Annotated in this window: 17 protein-coding genes and 1 pseudogene; 12 read left to right on the top strand and 6 right to left on the bottom strand. The window is 64.1% G+C overall.

All coding sequences use genetic code 11. The features are described 5' to 3' along the window. The 7 genes and pseudogenes from J5M67_RS16460 to J5M67_RS16430 form a co-directional block, all read left to right on the top strand. Window positions 1–488, top strand: a pseudogene (locus tag J5M67_RS16460) (glutamine synthetase); the annotation flags it as partial. A gap of 61 nt (window positions 489–549) precedes the next feature. Then, entirely contained in the window at window positions 550–1,914 is a 1,365-nt protein-coding gene (locus J5M67_RS16455; protein ID WP_207886410.1) for an aspartate aminotransferase family protein, read from the top strand. Window positions 1,915–2,030: 116 nt separating this feature from the next. Next, the gene (locus J5M67_RS16450; RefSeq protein WP_207886409.1) at window positions 2,031–3,131 is read left to right on the top strand and encodes a polyamine ABC transporter substrate-binding protein; all 1,101 of its coding nucleotides are present in this window, start codon (window positions 2,031–2,033) and stop codon (window positions 3,129–3,131) included. A 280-nt stretch (window positions 3,132–3,411) separates the two neighbouring features. Further along, window positions 3,412–4,446: a polyamine ABC transporter substrate-binding protein gene (locus tag J5M67_RS16445; protein ID WP_243434711.1), complete on the top strand. Its 1,035-nt coding sequence runs from the start codon at window positions 3,412–3,414 to the stop codon at window positions 4,444–4,446. A gap of 151 nt (window positions 4,447–4,597) precedes the next feature. Next, window positions 4,598–5,752, top strand: coding sequence for an ABC transporter ATP-binding protein (locus J5M67_RS16440; RefSeq protein ID WP_207886407.1), 1,155 nt, complete (start codon window positions 4,598–4,600; stop codon window positions 5,750–5,752). Window positions 5,753–5,778: 26 nt separating this feature from the next. Further along, on the top strand, window positions 5,779–6,660 hold the full coding sequence (locus J5M67_RS16435) for an ABC transporter permease subunit (RefSeq protein ID WP_207886414.1): 882 nt from the start codon (window positions 5,779–5,781) through the stop codon (window positions 6,658–6,660). Further along, window positions 6,657–7,532, top strand: a complete 876-nt coding sequence (locus tag J5M67_RS16430) for an ABC transporter permease subunit (protein ID WP_207886406.1) — start codon at window positions 6,657–6,659, stop codon at window positions 7,530–7,532. The genes J5M67_RS16435 and J5M67_RS16430 overlap by 4 nt, the downstream gene beginning before the upstream one ends. 398 nt (window positions 7,533–7,930) lie before the next feature. Here J5M67_RS16430 and J5M67_RS16425 read toward each other — a convergent pair whose 3' ends face one another. Next, window positions 7,931–10,318: a penicillin acylase family protein gene (locus J5M67_RS16425; protein WP_207886405.1), complete on the bottom strand. Its 2,388-nt coding sequence runs from the start codon at window positions 10,316–10,318 to the stop codon at window positions 7,931–7,933. Window positions 10,319–10,438: 120 nt separating this feature from the next. On the opposite strand from J5M67_RS16425, the gene J5M67_RS16420 reads away from it, so the two are divergent. Continuing rightward, complete coding sequence (locus J5M67_RS16420; protein WP_207886404.1) at window positions 10,439–11,491, top strand: AraC family transcriptional regulator; 1,053 nt, start codon at window positions 10,439–10,441, stop codon at window positions 11,489–11,491. Between the two features lie 197 nt (window positions 11,492–11,688). Here J5M67_RS16420 and J5M67_RS16415 read toward each other — a convergent pair whose 3' ends face one another. Next, entirely contained in the window at window positions 11,689–12,189 is a 501-nt protein-coding gene (locus J5M67_RS16415; protein WP_207886403.1) for a transcriptional regulator, read from the bottom strand. Between the two features lie 85 nt (window positions 12,190–12,274). Next, complete coding sequence (locus J5M67_RS16410) at window positions 12,275–12,853, bottom strand: DUF6436 domain-containing protein (protein ID WP_207886402.1); 579 nt, start codon at window positions 12,851–12,853, stop codon at window positions 12,275–12,277. Window positions 12,854–12,977: 124 nt separating this feature from the next. Between J5M67_RS16410 and J5M67_RS16405 the strand changes: the two genes are divergently transcribed. Beyond that, window positions 12,978–13,916 (top strand): alpha/beta hydrolase, encoded by a 939-nt coding sequence (locus J5M67_RS16405; protein ID WP_207886401.1) that lies wholly within the window; start codon window positions 12,978–12,980, stop codon window positions 13,914–13,916. Window positions 13,917–14,055: 139 nt separating this feature from the next. Here the strand turns inward: J5M67_RS16405 and J5M67_RS16400 are convergent, their stop codons facing one another. Further along, the gene (locus tag J5M67_RS16400) at window positions 14,056–14,796 is read right to left on the bottom strand and encodes a hypothetical protein (RefSeq protein WP_207886400.1); all 741 of its coding nucleotides are present in this window, start codon (window positions 14,794–14,796) and stop codon (window positions 14,056–14,058) included. A gap of 100 nt (window positions 14,797–14,896) precedes the next feature. Between J5M67_RS16400 and J5M67_RS16395 the strand changes: the two genes are divergently transcribed. Beyond that, window positions 14,897–15,535 (top strand): 2OG-Fe(II) oxygenase, encoded by a 639-nt coding sequence (locus J5M67_RS16395; protein ID WP_207886399.1) that lies wholly within the window; start codon window positions 14,897–14,899, stop codon window positions 15,533–15,535. 10 nt (window positions 15,536–15,545) lie between these two features. Here J5M67_RS16395 and J5M67_RS16390 read toward each other — a convergent pair whose 3' ends face one another. Continuing rightward, window positions 15,546–16,094 carry a DUF6160 family protein gene (locus J5M67_RS16390; RefSeq protein WP_207886398.1) on the bottom strand — a complete coding sequence of 183 codons (549 nt, stop codon included), beginning with the start codon at window positions 16,092–16,094 and terminating at the stop codon, window positions 15,546–15,548. Window positions 16,095–16,348: 254 nt separating this feature from the next. Here J5M67_RS16390 and J5M67_RS16385 point away from each other — a divergent pair, with 254 nt between their 5' ends. Both J5M67_RS16385 and J5M67_RS16380 read left to right on the top strand, forming a co-directional pair. Beyond that, complete coding sequence (locus J5M67_RS16385) at window positions 16,349–16,843, top strand: DUF523 domain-containing protein (protein ID WP_207886397.1); 495 nt, start codon at window positions 16,349–16,351, stop codon at window positions 16,841–16,843. A gap of 138 nt (window positions 16,844–16,981) precedes the next feature. Next, window positions 16,982–17,413: a DUF4399 domain-containing protein gene (locus J5M67_RS16380; protein WP_207886396.1), complete on the top strand. Its 432-nt coding sequence runs from the start codon at window positions 16,982–16,984 to the stop codon at window positions 17,411–17,413. 294 nt (window positions 17,414–17,707) lie between these two features. Here the strand turns inward: J5M67_RS16380 and serA are convergent, their stop codons facing one another. Further along, the gene (serA, locus tag J5M67_RS16375; RefSeq protein ID WP_207886395.1) at window positions 17,708–18,937 is read right to left on the bottom strand and encodes a phosphoglycerate dehydrogenase; all 1,230 of its coding nucleotides are present in this window, start codon (window positions 18,935–18,937) and stop codon (window positions 17,708–17,710) included. Between the last annotated feature and the right edge of the window lie 79 nt (window positions 18,938–19,016).

Below are 19,016 nucleotides of genomic sequence, written 5' to 3'. Positions count from 1 at the left end.
TCGGCGGTCTGCAGAAGTTCATTCCCGAAGCCCTGCCGCTGTTCGCCCCGAACGTCAACTCGTTCCGCCGTTTCCTGCCCGACACCTCGGCGCCGGTAAACGTGGAGTGGGGCGAAGAGAACCGCACCGTCGGCCTGCGCGTGCCGGACTCCAATCCGGAGAACCGCCGCGTGGAGAACCGCCTGGCCGGCGCGGATGCCAACCCTTACCTGGCCCTGGCGGCCAGCCTGCTGTGCGGCTACATCGGCATGGTCGAGGGCATCAAACCCAGTGCCCAGGTCAAGGGCCGTGGCTACGAACGGCGTAACCTGCGTCTGCCGCTGACCATCGAGGCGGCGCTGGAACGCATGGAAGGCAGCAAGACCCTGGAGAGCTACCTGGGCGACAAGTTCATTCGTGGTTACGTCGCGGTCAAGCGCGCCGAACACGAGAACTTCAAGCGGGTGATCAGCTCCTGGGAGCGCGAGTTCCTCCTGCTTTCCGTCTGATCGGCGTGGGGCCCGGAACCCCGTCCGGGCCTCGTGTTACTTAGAGAGAGGTTTTATCAAGATGACTAACCAGACCAGCGCCAAGACCCAGCATTGGCAGGCGCTCAGCCGCGAACACCACCTGGCTCCGTTCACCGACTACAAGCAACTGAACGAGAAGGGTGCTCGCATCATCACCAAGGCCGAAGGTATCTACCTGTGGGACAGCGAGGGCAACAAGATCCTCGATGGCATGGCCGGCCTGTGGTGCGTGAACGTTGGCTACGGTCGCAAAGAGCTTGCTGAAGCCGCCTACAAGCAGATGCAGGAGCTGCCCTACTACAACCTGTTCTTCCAGACCGCCCACCCGCCGGCGCTGGAACTGGCCAAGGCCATTGCCGACATCGCCCCCGAAGGCATGAACCACGTGTTCTTCACCGGTTCCGGCTCGGAGTCCAACGACACCGTGCTGCGCATGGTCCGCCACTACTGGACCATCAAGGGCCAGCCGCAGAAGAAAGTGGTCATCGGCCGCTGGAACGGCTACCACGGCTCCACCGTCGCCGGTGTCAGCCTGGGTGGCATGAAGGCGCTGCACGGCCAGGGCGACCTGCCGATTCCGGGCATCGTGCACATCCCGCAGCCTTACTGGTACGGCGAGGGTGGCGACATGTCGCCGGAAGAGTTCGGCGTCTGGGCTGCCGAGCAGCTGGAGAAGAAGATCCTGGAAGTGGGCGAAGACAAGGTCGCCGCCTTCATCGCCGAGCCCATCCAGGGCGCGGGCGGCGTGATCGTTCCGCCGGAAACCTACTGGCCGAAGATCCGCGAGATCCTCGCCAAGTACGACATCCTGTTCATCGCCGACGAAGTGATCTGCGGCTTCGGCCGTACCGGCGAGTGGTTCGGCAGCCAGTACTACGGCAACGCCCCGGACCTGATGCCGATCGCCAAGGGCCTGACCTCGGGCTACATCCCCATGGGCGGTGTGATCGTTCGCGACGAAATCGTCCATACCCTGAATGAGGGTGGGGAGTTCTACCACGGCTTCACTTACTCTGGTCACCCGGTTGCGGCGGCTGTCGCGCTGGAGAACATCCGTATCCTGCGGGAAGAGAAGATCGTCGAGCGAGTGAAGGCTGAAACGGCACCGTATTTGCAAAAGCGCTGGCAGGAGCTGGCCGACCATCCGCTGGTAGGCGAAGCACGCGGCGTCGGTCTGGTGGCTGCACTGGAACTGGTGAAGAACAAGAAGACCCGTGAGCGGTTCGACAAGGGCGTGGGGATGGTGTGCCGCGACCACTGCTTCCGCAACGGCCTGATCATGCGCGCAGTGGGAGACACTATGATCATTTCGCCGCCTCTGGTGATCGAAAAATCGCAGATCGACGACCTGATTACCTTGGCGCGCAAGTGCCTCGATCAAACCGCCGCAGCCGTTCTGTCTTGAGTCTTTCACCGGACCTTTGACAGACTGCGCCTGTGCGTTGGCCAGGCTCACCGGGTGGTGACGGTCGAACTGACCACGCCACCCGGAACATCAAAAAAACAAACGGAGCTACCCGCATGTTCAACACCCTCGGCAAATCCCTGCTCGCTGTGACTCTGGCGGGCGCTGTGGCCGGTATGGCGCAGGCTGACGACAAAGTGCTGCACGTTTACAACTGGTCGGACTACATCGCACCGGACACCGTCGACAAGTTCACCAAGGAAACCGGGATCAAGGTCGTCTACGACGTCTACGACAGCAACGAGGTGCTGGAAGCCAAGCTGCTGGCCGGCAAGTCGGGTTACGACATCGTGGTTCCGTCCAACTCCTTCTTCGCCAAGCAGATCAAGGCCGGCGTCTACCAGCCGCTGGACCGCTCCAAGCTGCCGAACTGGAAGAACCTGAACCCGGACATCATGAAGACCATGGAGGTCAGCGACCCGGGCAACAAGTACGGCATCCCGTACATGTGGGGCACCATCGGCATCGGCTACAACCCGGACAAGGTCAAGGCCGCCCTGGGCGACAACGCTCCGGTCGATTCCTGGGACCTGGTGTTCAAGCCGGAAAACATCCAGAAGCTGAAAGGCTGCGGCGTGAGCTTCCTCGACTCGCCGACCGAAATGCTGCCGGCCGCCCTGCACTACCTGGGCTACAAGTCGGACAGCCAGGATCCGAAAGAGCTGAAGGAAGCTGAAGCGCTGTTCCTGAAGATCCGTCCGTACATCTCCTACTTCCACTCCTCGAAGTACATCTCCGACCTGGCCAACGGCAACATCTGCGTGGCCATCGGCTACTCCGGGGACGTCTACCAGGCCAAGTCCCGCGCCGTGGAAGCCAAGAACGGCGTGAACGTCAGCTACAAGATTCCGAAGGAAGGCGCCGGTGCATTCTTCGACACCATCGCCATCCCGAAGGATTCCGAGAACCCGGAAGCCGCTCTGAAGTGGGTCAACTTCATTCTTGAGCCGCAGATCATGGCGGAGATCTCCGACACCGTGTCCTACCCGAACGGCAACGCCGCTGCGACCCCGCTGGTGAGCGAAGCCATCCGTAACGACCCGGGTATCTACCCGCCGGAAGACGTGATGAAAAAGCTGTACGCCTTCCCGGACCTGCCGGCGAAGACCCAGCGTGCAATGACCCGCAGCTGGACCACCATCAAGTCCGGCAAGTAATCGGGTAGTCGCCGGCGCGCTCGCGTGCCGGCCGAGGTACCGGGTAGGTAGCGGGGGAGTTCGCTCCCCCGTTCTCCCGGCAGGAAATCCGTAGCTTCCATCAGTGGAATGGCTGCGCAAGTCGAGGCGCTCTCGCGCACCTGAAGGCTTTGGCGCTATCCACGGAACGGCCGTCGCCGCCAACCGACAGAAGAAGTCGAAACAACGAGAGGACTAACGTGTGCGCATTCCCTTCCGCAGAACCCTGATCGCCGCAGTCTCCGTACTTGGCCTGACCTCGATGGCCCAGGCGGGGCAGACCGTCCATATCTACAACTGGTCGGACTACATCGGCGAGACCACCCTGGCCGATTTCGAGAAGGAAACCGGTATCAAGCCGGTGTACGACGTCTTCGACTCCAACGAGACCCTGGAAGGCAAACTGCTGGCCGGCCGCACCGGCTATGACGTGGTCGTGCCGTCCAACCACTTCCTCGGTCGCCAGATCAAGGCCGGCGCGTTCCAGAAGCTGGACAAGAGCCAGCTGCCGAACTGGTCGAACCTCGATCCGCACCTGATGAAGCAGCTCGAGGCGAACGACCCGGGCAACCAGTACGGCGTGCCGTACCTGTGGGGCACCAACGGCATCGGCTACAACGTCGACAAGGTCAAGGCCGTTCTGGGTGTCGACAAGATCGATTCGTGGGCCATCCTGTTCGAGCCCGAGAACATGAAGAAGCTCAGCCAGTGCGGCGTCGCCTTCCTCGATTCGGGCGACGAGATGATGCCGGCTGTGCTCAAGTACATGGGGCTGGACCCCAACAGCACCAACCCGGACGACTACAAGAAGGTGGAAGAGAAGCTGATGGCGGTGCGCCCGTACGTCACCTACTTCCATTCGTCCAAGTACATTTCCGACCTGGCCAACGGCAACATCTGCGTTGCGGCCGGTTTCTCCGGTGACGTATTCCAGGCCGCCAACCGCGCCAAGGAAGCCGGCAAGGGCGTGAACATCGCCTACGCCATTCCCAAGGAAGGCGCCAACCTGTGGTTCGACATCCTCGCCATTCCGAAGGATGCCTCCAACCCCAAGGCCGCCCATACGTTCATCAACTACCTGCTCAAGCCCGAAGTGATCGCCAAGGTCAGCGATTACGTCGGTTACGCCAACCCGAACCCCAAGGCTGGCGAATTCATGGATGAGTCAGTGCGCAACAATCCCGAGGTCTATCCCCCTCAGGAGGTTCTCGACAAGCTCTTCGTGCAGCATGAGCTGCCGCCGAAGATCCTGCGCCTCATGACCCGGTCCTGGACCAAGATCAAGTCGGGCAAGTAAGGCGGATTCCTGCGAATCCGTCCGCGCGGGCACGGAGCGTCGCGGAGGTCCTTAAATGGCCTCCCGGCGCACGTAAACTGCGCCAGCCCTTAGTAATGCCAAGCATGCCCGGCCGCGGGGGTCGGGCCTCTATGATTTGGGAGTTGTGGTAATGGCAATAGCCTCCGGTGCCTACAAGAAAGCCCTCAGTGGCGACCAGAAACCGAAAGAGGTTCTGGTAAAAATCGACCGGGTCAGCAAGCAGTTCGACGAAACGTTGGCTGTGGACAGCGTGTCCCTGGAAATCAAGAAGGGCGAGATCTTCGCCCTGCTCGGTGGTTCGGGGTCGGGCAAGTCGACCCTGCTGCGCATGCTGGCCGGTTTCGAGCGTCCCACTGAAGGTCGCATCCTCCTCGATGGCCAGGACATTACCGACCTGCCGCCCTATGAGCGGCCGATCAACATGATGTTCCAGTCCTATGCGCTGTTCCCCCACATGAGCGTGGCGCAGAACATCGCCTTCGGCCTGAAGCAGGATGGCCTGCCCAAGGACGAGATCGACAAGATCGTCGACGAGATGCTCAAGCTCGTGCAGATGACCCAGTACGCCAAGCGCAAGCCGCACCAGCTCTCCGGCGGTCAGCGTCAGCGCGTGGCCCTGGCCCGCTCGCTGGCCAAGCGTCCTAAGCTGCTGCTGCTCGACGAGCCCATGGGCGCCCTGGACAAGAAGCTGCGCTCGCAGATGCAGCTGGAACTGGTTGAGATCATCGAGCGCGTGGGCGTGACCTGCGTGATGGTGACCCACGACCAGGAAGAGGCCATGACCATGGCCCAGCGCATCGCCATCATGCACCTGGGTTGCATCGAGCAGATCGGCAGCCCGATGGACATCTACGAGACCCCGGCCAGCCGTCTGGTCTGCGAGTTCATCGGCAACGTCAACCTGTTCGATGGCGAGATCGTGGAAGACGTGCAGGACCATGCGGTGATCGCCTGCCCGCAGCTGGAAAACCCGATCTACATCGGCCACGGCATCAGTACCCGTGCCGAGAACAAGCGCATCACCTACGCGCTGCGCCCGGAAAAGGTCATGGTCAGCGCGCAGAAGCCCGAGAACCTGGAGCACGAAGGCTGCAACTGGGCCCAGGGCACCGTTTATGACATCGCCTATCTGGGCGGTCACTCGGTCTACTACATCAAGCTCGCCTCCGGCATGGTCGTACAGGCCTTCATGGCCAACGCCGAGCGTCACGTGGCTCGCCCGACCTGGGACCAGTCCGTGTACATCAGCTGGTATGACGACAGCGGCGTGGTACTGCAAGCATGAACATTGGCGCATCGATACTGAAACGTATGCCCCGGGGGCGGCATGCCGTCATCGGCATACCGTTCTTCTGGCTGTTCCTGTTCTTCCTGCTGCCCTTCGCCATCGTGCTGAAGATCAGCCTGGCGGCCGCGGACGTGGCCATTCCGCCGTACACCGAGGTATTCCAGTACGCCGACCAGACGTTGCAGGTGGTGATGAACCTCGGCAACTACCTGATGCTGACGGACGACCCGCTGTACATCGACGCCTACCTCGGTTCGCTGAAGATGGCAGCGATCAGTACCCTGCTCTGCCTGCTGATCGGCTACCCGATGGCCTACGCCATCGCCCGCGCCAGCAAGGAAATGCAGACCGTCCTGCTGCTGCTGATCATGATGCCGACCTGGACGGCGATCCTGATCCGCGTGTACGCCTGGATGGGCATCCTCTCCAACAACGGGCTGCTCAATGGCTTCCTGATGTGGCTGGGGGTGATCAACGAGCCGCTGACGATCCTCAACACCAACTTCGCGGTGTACATCGGTATCGTCTACTCCTACTTGCCCTTCATGGTCATGCCGCTCTACGCCAACCTGGTGAAGCACGACATGAGCCTGCTGGAAGCCGCGTCCGACCTGGGTGCGCGTAACTTCACCAGCTTCTGGAAGATCACCGTGCCGCTGTCCAAGAACGGCATCATCGCCGGCTGCATGCTGGTGTTCATCCCGGCGGTGGGCGAGTTCGTGATCCCGGAACTGCTCGGCGGCCCCGAGACGCTGATGATCGGCAAGGTGCTGTGGCAGGAATTCTTCAACAACCGTGACTGGCCGGTGGCTTCCGCCCTCGCCGTGGTGATGCTGGCGATCCTGATCGTGCCCATCATCCTGTTCAACAAGAACCAGGCGAAAGAGCTGGAGGGCAAGGTATGAACAAGCGTTGGTCGTTCTCCAACATCATGCTGGTGTTGGGCCTGCTCTTCATCTACGTGCCGATGATCATCCTGGTCATCTACTCCTTCAACGGCTCCAAGCTGGTGACCGTTTGGGGTGGCTGGTCGGTCAAGTGGTACGTCGGCCTGCTCGACAACCAGCAACTGATCGGTTCGGTGTTCCGCTCGCTGGAGATCGCCGTCTACACCGCGTTCTCCTCCGTGGCACTGGGCACCCTGGCCGCCTTCGTGCTGACCCGCATCCCGCGCTTCCGTGGCCGTACGCTGTTCGGCGGCATGGTCACCGCGCCGCTGGTCATGCCCGAGGTGATCACCGGTCTGTCGCTGCTGCTGCTGTTCGTCGCCATGGCCCAGCTGATCGGCTGGCCGCAGGAGCGCGGCATCGTGACCATCTGGATCGCCCACACCAGCTTCTGCTCGTCCTACGTGGCGGTGGTGGTGTCGGCGCGTCTGCGTGAGCTGGACCTGTCGATCGAGGAAGCGGCCATGGACCTGGGCGCCAAGCCCTGGAAAGTGTTCATGCTGATCACCATCCCGATGATCGCGCCGTCGCTGGCAGCGGGCGGCATGATGTCCTTCGCCCTGTCGCTGGACGACCTGGTACTGGCCAGCTTCGTGTCCGGTCCTGGCTCCACCACCCTGCCGATGGAAGTGTTCTCCGCCGTGCGCCTGGGCGTGAAGCCGGAGATCAACGCCGTTGCCAGCCTGATCCTGCTGACCGTGTCGCTGTTCACCTTCTTCGCCTGGTACTTCACCCGTCAGGCCGAAGAGCGTCGCAAGCGCGCAATCCAGGAAGCCATGGAGTCCAACGCGACCGACTGGCAGCAAAAAGGTTCGACAGCCACCGCCTGACACCGTCTTGTCGGCCGGTTGCTTCCGGCGATTGTCGAACCACGGGCCACCTTCGGGTGGCCCGTGTCTTTTGTGCCCGCGTTATTCCGAAGTGTCTGGAATTCCTCGGTTTATCGGAAAAATCTGTAAGTACAAGGCCCTTCTCAGGTGAAATGGGCAACTAATATTTAACTCGTTCGGTGTCGTCTGCCGGCCTCCCCCCGAACCAGGGTCGGCAGCGTCAACGGCAACTTCCAGTGAACCATTGGCACACGTGCGGGAGAGGGCGCCCAATACAACACCCCGAGAGTTATCCCTAGGGGAAATAACGCGCCAGGGAGCTTCGGCATCTCCCGCAGCACTCTCTTCAAGCTCCAAAACAAAACCCCGCTTTCGCGGGGTTTTGTTTTAGCGGTACTTCAGCGCCTGGCCGGTACCAGCCTGAGCAGGCCCTGGGTGTTGGCCTTCACTTCGGCTTCTTCGTAGTGCTGGGGCAAGTATTGGCCTTCGATGTAGGCCTGGGCCTGGTCGTCGTAATGCTCGTCGAAGGGGACGCCGCTCTGGCCGACCGGGTTGATGCCCAGGCTGTGGGCGGGATCGGCGAAGTCGATCAGACGGCGGGTCGACGGGCCGTATACCACCTGCCAGGGCGCAGGTCCCACTCGGTGCGACAGGTTGTTCGGCGTTTCGTGTCCACCCGGCGCGGCGAAGGGCCCGACGTTGAAGATCTTGTCCAGCGGCTTCTGCATGCCCAGCGGGTGGCCGTGGGTCAGGGTGTGCGCCTTGCCCCATTGCCATTGCGCCGAATCCTGGCCCAGCGTCGTACGCAGGTGTTCCAGGCTGGCCTTCCAGGCGGCCTTGACGATATCGGCGCGGGTTTCCTTTTCCGGCGTCTTGCGGTTGTCCCACCAGGGCGAGCCGTCATCGGCGGCCAGGCGTGGCAGGGCGACGTCCAGCACGCGGGTCGACAGCAGGTTGTCGAAGAAGGCGTCGCCCATCTCGTCGCGCATCGCGCCATCGGCGATCTGGTACAGCAACTGGTTGAACAGGGTGGCGGTGACCGAGTCGACCGGATGATCGCCCTGCCAGGCAGCCAGTTGCTCCACCAGGGCCTTCTCCTCGGCGGTCGAAGCCGCCTCGCGCAGCAGCGGCAGCAACGGCTTGAGGACGCGTGGTCCGTAGCCGGTGGCGGTGTCCAGTTGCAGCGCCTGGCTGTTCTGCAGGTCCCATTTCACCGACGTATCGGCCAGGCGCTCGTTCAGGCGCTGGCCGCGATCGGGCAGGTTGTAGTAGCCGGGAATCGGACGGCCATTGGCCGGGACCGGCTGGAAGTTGGCGGAGACGATGTAGCCGCGCGCCGGGTTTTCTTCCTGCGGGTTTTCGCTGAAGGGGTAGAAGCCGTTCTTGTCGGCCTGGCCCGTACTGCCGTCGAGCAGGAAGTAGGGCACCACCCCGTCCGGGCGCACCGGCAGTTGCGCCGAGGCCCACCAGCCGATGTCGCCGCGGGCGTTGGCCCAGATCACATTGAGGCCCGGCGAGTGGATTTTCGAGGCCGCGGCGCGGGCCTTGTCCAGGGTGTTAGCGCGGTCGAGCTGATAGAAGGCGTCGAGGATCGGGTTCCGGGTTTCGAGGAAGGCCCACCACATCGCGATCGGCGTCTTGCCGGCGGCCGTGCCGAGGGCATCGTTGACCAGCGGGCCGTGGGGCGAGCTGCGCAGGGTGATCTTCACTGGCGCCTGGCCCTTGACCGCGATGCTCTGCTCCTCGCTTTTCAGGTCGACCCATTGGCCCCGGTACCAGACCTGGTTGGGGTTGTCCGGGTTGACCTTTTCCGCGACCAGGTCGACGTCATCGTTCTGGAACATGGTCAGGCTCCAGCCGAACTGCTCGTTGTGCCCGAGCGAGGCGAAGGGGTTGAGCGCCTGGTAGTGCCCGTAGAGCTCGAAGCCCGGAGCGCTGGTCTGGATCTCGTACCACACCGCCGGCACCGCGAAGCGGATGTGCGGATCGCCCGCCAGCAGCGGCTTGCCGCTCTTCGTGCGGCTACCGGAGACGGCCCAGGCGTTGCTGCCCTCGAACTGCGGCAGGCCGGCTTCCTCCAGTGCAGCGTGACTGATCCGCGCGATGGCGTTGAGGTCCTGCCAGTCTGCGGCGGCCAGCGGTTTCGGACTCAGTACGCCCTCGGGGTGCCAGTCGAGGTCGAAGACCTTCAGGTAGTCCGCGCCCAGCTCGTCGCGCACATAGGTGAGTACCGGCTCGGTACGGAAGGCAGCGGCGAAGCTGTAGGCCATGTAACCGGCAACGCTGACGGTGTCTTCCGGGGTGAAGGGGCGCTTGGGGATGCCGAGGATGTCGAACTCCAGCGGGCGCGGGTGGCTGTCCTGGAACTGGTTGACGCCATCCAGGTAGGCCTCCAGCGCCTTCCAGGCCGGGGAGTTCTTGTCCTGGCGCGCCACGTAGTCGGCGGCCTTGTCGCGGATGCGCAGGCTGCGGAACAGGCGGTCGGTGTCCACCAGCTTGGGCCCCAGCACCTCGGCCAGCTCGCCGCGCGACAGGCGCCGCAGCATCTCCATCTGGAACAGGCGGTCCTGGGCGTGGACGTAGCCGATGGCCCGGTACAGGTCGTCCTCGCTGCCGGCCTTAATGTGCGGCACGCCGCGCTCGTCGTAGCGAACCGTGACCTCGCTGTGCAGGCCGGCCAGGGGCAGCTGTCCGTCGCGCTGCGGCTGCTTGCCGTGCAGGTACCAGCCGGTGCCCGCAGCGGCGGCGGCCACGACGACGGCGAGGACAGTCAAAGTGCGTTTCATGCGGCAACTCCTTGTTGTTATGCACGGATTCTGCAAAGGAAGGCCGTTGCCGTTCATTGACCGAATGTCTCGTGGCTGGAATTCTTTGGTCAAATTTCCTTGATCGAACACCAAGAGCCCATGTCCACCCCCGAGCTGAATTTCCCGGCGACCCCCGCGCTCACCCAGTCCGCCACACTGCGGCGACTGTTGTATGAATCGCTCGCTGACCTGGGCTTCGATCCCACCGACATCTATCGCCAGGCCCTGCAGAAGGTCCGCCTGCCGGCGCCAGCGCAGAGCGGACGCCTGGTGCATGACGACGCGCCGCTGTTCTGGAGCACGCTGGACGAGATCACCGGCGACTGCGATATCGGCCTGCACCTGGGCGAAGTGATGAAGCCGCGCCTGCTGGACGTGGTCGGCTACCTGCTGATGGCCAGCGCCGACCTGCGCGAGGCCCTGGCGAGCTTCCTGCGCTTCCAGCACATACTCTCCGGCGGCTTTGCCGCGCAGATGCACGAGGAGGGTGAACAGATGCGGTTGATCCTCGACCTCAACTATCTGGGCGTGCCGAGCCTGCGCCAGCAGATGGAATGCCTGATGCTGCTGTTCCTCAAGCTGCTGGCGCTGATCACCGATGGCGAGTTCCGCGTCAACGCCATCGAGTTCCGCCACGCGCCGCCGCGTCGCCTCGCCGAGCACCGGCGGCTGTATGGACTGACGCCCCGATTCGACCAGTCCCATGACGCGCTGCTGTTCGATCGCGCGCTGCTGTCGCGCCCGTCGCGCACGGCCAACCCGGATCTGCACCGTGTGCTCAGTGCGCATGCCCGCGAGCAGTTGGGGACCTTCGACGAGAATGACCTGCTCAACCGCCTGCGCTATCTGATCGGCGTGCGGCTGGGGGCGGAGGAGTGCTCACTGCGCAGTTGCGCGGCCGAACTGGGCGTACGTCCGGGCCTGCTGCAGCGCAGCCTGGCGGCCAGGGCGCAGACCTTCAGGGATGTGCGGGAGGAGGTGCGGCGGCAGCGTGCCGCGCAGATGCTGGATCAGGGCATGGCGATCCGCGAGGTGGCGCGCGCCTGCGGTTTCGCCGAGCTGTCGCCCTTCTACCGGGCCTTTCGGCGCTGGTACTCGGCGCCGCCGGAGCGTTACCGGCAGCAATTACGCGGGGGCGGTGCCGAGTCCTGAGGACCTGTTTACGATCTGCTGCGCGTCGGCATAACTGCGTTAAAAACAGGCTCGAACTGCTTATTTACTCTCCGCGTCCTCGCCTGTTTGATTCGCTGGCGCTCACCCTTCGGGCCAGCCTGCGGCTGTTACTCCCGTTGGTCGTTGCGCCTTGTTCTGCGCCAGCGTGCGAGATCGTAAACAGGTTCTGAGCCTGATCAGTCGGCCAGCGGAATCTCGCGGGTCACTTCGAGCAGGGCCATGGCGTCGAGCTGGTCTTCGATCTGCAGGAAGCGCAGGGCGCGGGTGGCCGAGACTTCCTTGGCAATGCGCTTGACGTACTTCTCCTTCAGGTCCTGCTTGTCGTCCTGGAGGTCCAGAACCTGCTTCTGCAGCTTGGTGGCTTCGTCGTTGCTGACCGCGCCGGTGTTATAGGCGCCGGCGTAGTCGATGATGATCGCCAGCGTCTTCTTGCTCAGCTTGTCGGCTTCGGCGCGATAGGTGTTGTAGACCGGCCAGAACTTCTCGCCTTCCTCCGGGGTGAGCTTCATGTTGGCTTCGACCAGGCGCTTGCGCTTGTAGTCGATGTCGGCGATCCGGTTGTTGATGGCCTGCTTGTGCTGCTCCATGACCTGGCTGCTGCTGGGGGTGTCGTCCGCGTGGGCGGCCAGGGGCAGGACGAGAGCGGCGCACAGGGCGAGGGCGGGATGAAGACGCATGTGAACTCCTTGATAGCGAACGGCCCTTCATGGGCCGGCGCCTAAGTGTAGCCATGGTTTGGCCGGCATTTAAGGTGTTGCATCACTACTTCTGCGTGGCGCCGCTCCAGGGGCAATAGCAGCCGACCGCCAGGGTATGGGTCGCCTGTACGCGGCGGCCCTGTACCAGGGCTTCGAGGATCGGTTCGATGAAGCTGTTGCTGGAGGTGCACACGGCGCCTTCGCTGTAGGGGCCGACGTAGGCGAGATTGCCCTGGGCGTCCCAGATCGCCACGGCTGGCGTGGCGGGCAGTTGTTCTGCGCCGGGCAGGGTCGGCAACGTGCGCATGGACTTCAGGGTATCGGGCAGCTGTCCGTGGCTACCGGCCTTCTGCACGGCATAGAAGTCCACGCCTTGCGGCGCGAAGCGCGCGATCAGTTCGGCAAGGTGCTGCTGGTTGCCGACATTGCACGGGCAGGCCGGGTCCCAGAAATGCACCAGGCGGATGTGCCCGGGGCCGGCCAACTGCGCCGGCAGCATCAGGTGATCGCCGGAGAACAGCTGCGGCTGATGGCTGAACGGCCGGATGTAGCGCTTCTCGTACCACCCGTAGGTGCTGAGCAGGCCGGCGAGGCAGAGGGCGGCGATCAGCCAGCCGATGAGCGTTTTGCGGCGGGTGGACATGGCATTTCTCGAAAGACGGCGGCCGGTAAGTAGCCGCCAAGCTTGCCATGATGGCGCCCGCGGCTGAATATCCCAGCAGCGCGCCGCGCTCTCCTTTCATTTTCTGTCGATAAGCGAATCGCCCATGCCTGAAGCCTTCCAGCCCGATCTGCTGCGTCCGCTCCTGCGACCACTGACCGCAGCGACGATGGAGGGCGGCATCGCGTTGTACCAGCGCTTCTACGGTCTCGACCTGGCCGGGCGTTATCCCGGCCTGCAAAGCCGCCTGGGCACCTTCGAGGCGGGCGGCTATCGCATCGCCGTGCAGCTCTGGCGGCCGGCGCTGGCGCGCGGCACCCTGCTGCTGATGCATGGCTATTACGACCACATGGGCCTGTACCGCCATGTGATCGACTGGGCGGTGGGCTTGGGCTTTGCGGTGCTGGCCTGCGACCTGCCGGGGCACGGCCTGTCCGAAGGCAAGGCGGCGAGCATCGGCGACTTCTCCGAGTACCAGACGGTGCTGGCCGGCCTGCTCGGCCAGGCCCAGGCTCTGGGCCTGCCGCAACCGTGGCACCTGTGCGGGCAGAGTACCGGCGGGGCGATCCTGCTGGACTATCTGCTGAGCGGCGGGATGCGGCCGGAGCTGGGACGAACCATCCTGCTGGCGCCGCTGGTGCGCCCGCGTGCCTGGGGCTGGTCGAAATTGAGCTACCAGGTGCTGCGGCCTTTCGTGGATTCGATTCCGCGGCGCTTTACCGAAAACTCGACCGATCCGGATTTCCTGACGTTCCTGCGCGATCGCGATCCGCTGCAGCCGCGCACCCTGCCGACCGCCTGGGTAGGCGCGCTGGCGCGCTGGATTCCGCGCATCGAGGCTGCCCCGCCGGGCGCGCAAAGCCTGCTGGTGGTGCAGGGCGACGCCGATGAGACGGTGGACTGGCAGTACAACCTGAGAGTGCTGGAGGAGAAGTTCGAGAAGATCGAGTGCCTGCTGCTCACCGGCGCGCGGCACCATCTGGCGAACGAGAGCGAGACCTTGCGTCAGCGCTACTTCGAGTTTCTCAGCGAGAGACTGGGATAAGGGTGGAATCTGGAGCGAGTGGGGGTGTGTCCCTCACTCCCTGCACCATCTTCCTCAGGCGCCACCCCCGCTACGACGGAAGTGATTCTAAGTGGGGCGTTCCTCGGAGTGGTCTCCAAACGCGGTAGGTAAAATCCGATCACTGACCGTCGTCGGAAGCCGACAATCCGGCGCGCAGAGCGGCCAGGGCGGCGCGATAGTAGTCGCGCCCGGCCGGGGACTCGCTGAATGCGGCGAACTGGCTCAGCTCGGTATCGTCCAGCCCGCGATAGACGTAGAGCAGGGTGTTATCCAGGTCGGCGCCGATCTGTCCCATCAGCTTCTGCCGCTGGCCGTCGAGCATGCCCTGGGCCTGTCCGCCGCCGAGCAGGCCGGGGAGCATCTGGCTGAGGCTGTCGGCAGCGACGCTGGCCAGCGCCAGGCTTACCTCCGCCCCGGCTTCGCGGGCCGGCAACACCTTGCCCAGTCGTTGTACCAGGTGGCGCCGGGCGTCGCTGGCCTGTTGGCGCGGCAGGCCGTTGGCGTACTTGAGCAACTGGTCGCTGCGGGTGGCGAAGGTCTCGGCGGTAGCGACCTTGTGGCCCAGGGGGGACTCGAAGAAGGTCAGCGCCGGCGTGCTGTCCGGCAGGTTCTGGCGCAGGCTGGAGAGGGCGCGCTGGTCGATGTCGGCGGCGGCGAAGCGGCGGTTGCTGTTGTCCACCAGGGCCTGGTAGAGCGCCGGCGGCAGGTTGCCCTGATAGCGCTTCTGCGCGGCATGCAGGGCATCATTGAAGTGCGCGCGCTGCTCGGGCCAGCCGGCGGCCTGGTAGAGGCGCTGGTAATTGTCAGCCAGGGCAGGCATGCCCAGTACCAGAAGAGTGAGGGCCAGCAGTACGCGCATTGCAACTCCTTTTGGGCGGCAGGGTTCGCTCGCCGGTGGCTATTGTCGGCAAGGCTTGCCCCGCTTGTCGAGCCACTGGCGTCGGACGTTACAATGCGTCATGGATTTCGACGCCCCTTTTCCCTCCATGCAAGGCCCCCTCCTGCAACGCATCGTTGACGACCTCGCCGACAAGGGCTGGTCGCAACAGGACGCCTTCCTTCCCGATGCCCTGATCGCCCGGCTGGCGACGGAATGTCGTGCCCGCGATGCAGCCGGCAAGCTGGCCGCCGCCGCCATCGGCCGGGGTGAAGGGCAGGCGGTGCGCGAAGGCATCCGCGGCGACCGTATCCAGTGGATAGAGCCGGGCCAGTCCGAGGCCTGTGATCTCTATCTGGGCGCGCTGGACGCGCTGCGCCAGCTGATCAACCGCTCGCTCTACCTCGGTCTGGAAGACTTCGAGGGGCATTTCGCCCTCTACCCGCCGGGGGCGTTCTACCAGAAGCACCTGGACCGCTTCCGCGACGACGATCGCCGTACCCTCTCGGCGGTGTTCTATCTCAATGCCGACTGGCGGGAAGAGCAGGGTGGCGCGTTGCGCATGTACCTGCCCGACGAACAGACGCTGGACCTGGCGCCGATCGGCGGTCGGCTGGTGCTGTTCCTCTCCGGCGAGTTCCCCCACGAAGTGCTGCCGGCCAGCCACGAGCGGCTGTCCTTGACCGGCTGGTTCCGCCGGCGCGGTGATTCGTCCTTCTGAGCCGTCCGGCTCAGTGTCCCCAGACCTTCAGGGTCCCGCTGATGTCCTGGATGTCGCGGATTTCCAGTGTGCCCAGGCGCCCGTTGCCGACATAGAGATCGCCGATCACCCGCAGGCGGATGGTCTGTGCCGGCAGGCCGCTGGCATTGAGCTGCTGGTTGATGCTGGTGAGGTCCGGCAACGTCAGGGCGAGCTGCTGTTTGCCGCTGGCATTGCGCATCACGTCCACCTGCAGGGTTGGCTGCTCGATGCCGAAGATCGGCAGGCTCAGCCCCAGTTGCGCGGCGCCGTAGGGCAGGCTGCCGCCGCGGCCATTGGGGCAGTCGCCGGCCTTCACGCAGCCGTTGTCGATGGAGACGTTGCGCAGCGAGACGCTGCCGCCGTCATCGTTCCAGGCGGCGCTGCCGATGTGGGCCAGCACGTCGGCGCGGATGCTGATGCCGTCCTGTCCGGTGACCGTACCGAGACTCTCGTTGTCGAGGGCTTCGAGGGCGGCCTGGCTGACCGACAGGTGGAGAAGCGCCGCGGTGGCTGCGGACAGGGCGAACAGGCGGGACATGGTCAGGGCTCCGAGGGATTTGGCCGGTGCGTCAGTCTGGTCAGCCGCCGCCAGCCCGGCCAGTGCCGGACGACGTTTCCCGCCAAAGGTTGTGCTACATCGACGGGCCGACGGTCGGTAGCAGCGTGCGCGTCCCGACTTTTGGCGGGCTCGAAATCCCTCGAAACGGATCGCCGATGAATGTCGTGTTACCCCGCGTGACCCGATGAAATCGAGCGACTAGTCTGTGGCATTCGATTTGGAGTGATTGGCCCATGCAGAAGGTTCTCGTCAGCCGTTGCCTGCTCGGACATCGCGTTCGCTACGATGGTGGTGCCCATGGCCCGTTCGACCTGCTGGCGCGCTGGCTGGCCCAGGGGCGCGTGGTGCCGCTGTGCCCGGAAGTGGCCGGCGGCCTGCCAACGCCGCGCGCGCCGGCGGAGATTCCCGGTGGCCAGGGCATGGCCGTGCTGGAACGCGTGAAGCCCGTTGTCACGGTGGATGGGGAGGATGTCAGCCAGGCGTTCCTGCTGGGGGCCGACGCGGCGGTGAAGCTGGTGCGGCATCACGATATCCGCCTGGCTGTGCTGAAGGCGCGCAGCCCGTCCTGCGGCTACCGCGAGAACTACGACGGCAGCTTCAGCGGGCGGAAGGTCGCCGGCGAGGGCGTTACTGCCGCCGCGCTCAAGCGCATGGGGGTGCTGGTATTCAGCGAGGAAGAGCTGGACGCCGCCGCGGTCTGCCTGGCCGGCCTGGAAGCCGGAGGATAGAGCGCTCGCGGACATTTGAAGACGCACTCTTTTTCTTGAGCCCACGGGGGAGCCGCCTATGCTTGTGGGTTCCATGCGGGTGAACGGTTGCCATTGCAGGGCGCGCGTTCCCCGAATCCCATGAAGAAGGAGAATCCCATGAGAACCATGCTGCCTTGCCTCGGTCTCGCTGCGCTGCTCGCCGCGTCTTCCGCGATTGCTGCCGACATGCCGCGCACCCCGGCCCCGGAAGGCGCCAAGGTGTACTTCATCGAGCCGGCCGACGGTGCCACCGTCGGCAAGACCTTCACCGTGAAGTTCGGCCTCAAGGGCATGGGCGTTGCGCCCGCCGGCGTGGACTCGCCGGCCACCGGCCACCACCACCTGCTGATCGACCTGAAGGAGCAGCCGGCGATGAACCTGCCGCTGCCGATGAACGACACCATCAAGCACTTCGGCAAGGGCCAGACCGAAACCGAACTGACCCTGCCGCCGGGCAAGCACACCCTGCAACTACTGGTGGGCGACAAGAATCACGTGCCGCTGGACCCGCCGGTGGAGTCGCAGCAGATCACCGTCAACGTGAAGTGACGTGAAACACCTGTAGGAGCGGACTTCGTCCGCGATAGGTTCGCATCGCGCCGGATGCCAATCGCGGACGGAGTCCGCTCCTACGCGAGGTCGGATTCCGAGCCTTGCAGAAACAAAAAAGGAGGCCCGAAGGCCTCCTTTTTCTTTTGCTGCTGTTTCTGACTGCCTCAGAGGCCTTGCGAGCTAGAGCGAGGCAAGGCGGAAAAGATCGAGGAAGCGGAGTGCACTGCAGTGCATGAGCATTTCTCGATCATTTCCAACGCCGCATCGCCGACGCGCAGCAGGCCTTCTGGCTTAGAACAGCACGCGGCTGCGGATGGTGCCGTTAACGTGCTGCAGCTTCTCCAGCGCCAGGTCGGAGTAATCGGCGTCGACGTCGATCACCACGTAGCCGACCTTGTCGTTGGTCTGCAGGTACTGGCCGGAGATGTTGATGCCGTTGTCGGCGAACACCTTGTTGATTTCGCTCATCACGCCCGGGATGTTGGCGTGGATGTGCAGCAGGCGGTGCTTGCCCGGGTGCGACGGCAGGGCCACTTCCGGGAAGTTGACCGACGATACCGAGGTACCGTTGTCGCTGTACTTGACCAGCTTCTCGGCCACTTCCAGGCCGATGTTGGCCTGGGCCTCGGCGGTGGAGCCGCCGATGTGCGGGGTGAGGATCACGCGGTCCAGGCCACGCAGCGGGCTTTCGAACTCTTCGTCGTTGGACTTGGGCTCGACCGGGAACACGTCGATGGCGGCGCCGATCAGGTGCTCGTCCTTGATCGCTTCGGCCAGGTGGTCCAGCTCGACCACGGTGCCGCGCGCGGCGTTGATCAGGATGCCGCCCTTCTTGATGGCGCGGATTTCCTTCTCGCCGATCATCCACTGGGTGGACGGCAGCTCCGGCACGTGCAGCGAAACGATGTCGGACATGCCGAGCAGCTCGTGCAGGTTGCCGACCTGCTGGGCGTTACCCAGCGGCAGCTTGGTCACGGTGTCGTAGAAGAACACCTGCATGCCCAGGGCCTCGGCCAGGACCGACAGCTGGGTGCCGATGGAGCCGTAGCCGACGATGCCCAGCTTCTTGCCGCGGATCTCGAACGAGTTGGCCGCCGACTTGATCCAGCCGCCGCGGTGGCAGGAGGCATTCTTCTCCGGGATGCCGCGCAGCAGCAGGATGGCTTCGGCCAGCACCAGCTCGGCCACCGAACGGGTATTGGAGTAGGGCGCGTTGAACACCGCGATGCCGCGCTCGCGGGCGGCGTCCAGGTTGACCTGGTTGGTGCCGATGCAGAAACAGCCGACAGCGATCAGCTTCTTGGCGGCATCGAAGACTTCCTCGGTGAGCTGGGTGCGGGAGCGGATACCGATGAAGTGCACATCGGCGATCTTTTCCTTCAGCTCCTCGCCGGACAGCGCGCCCTTGAGGTACTCGATGTTGGTGTAGCCGGCCGCCTTGAGGGTGTCCACGGCGTTCTGGTGTACGCCTTCAAGGAGAAGGAATTTGATCTTGCTCTTGTCGAGAGAAGTCTTGCTCATCTGCTTTGAACCTGTAGTCCCGGGAGAGTGGCTAGAAAACCAATAGCTCTGGCCGAACCGGCCGGTGCCAGGCAGCTCG

It is taken from the genome of Pseudomonas sp. 30_B (assembly GCF_017491605.1).
In the GTDB taxonomy this organism is placed as follows: Bacteria; Pseudomonadota; Gammaproteobacteria; order Pseudomonadales; family Pseudomonadaceae; genus Pseudomonas.
This window is presented reverse-complemented; position numbering and strand designations above follow the sequence as displayed.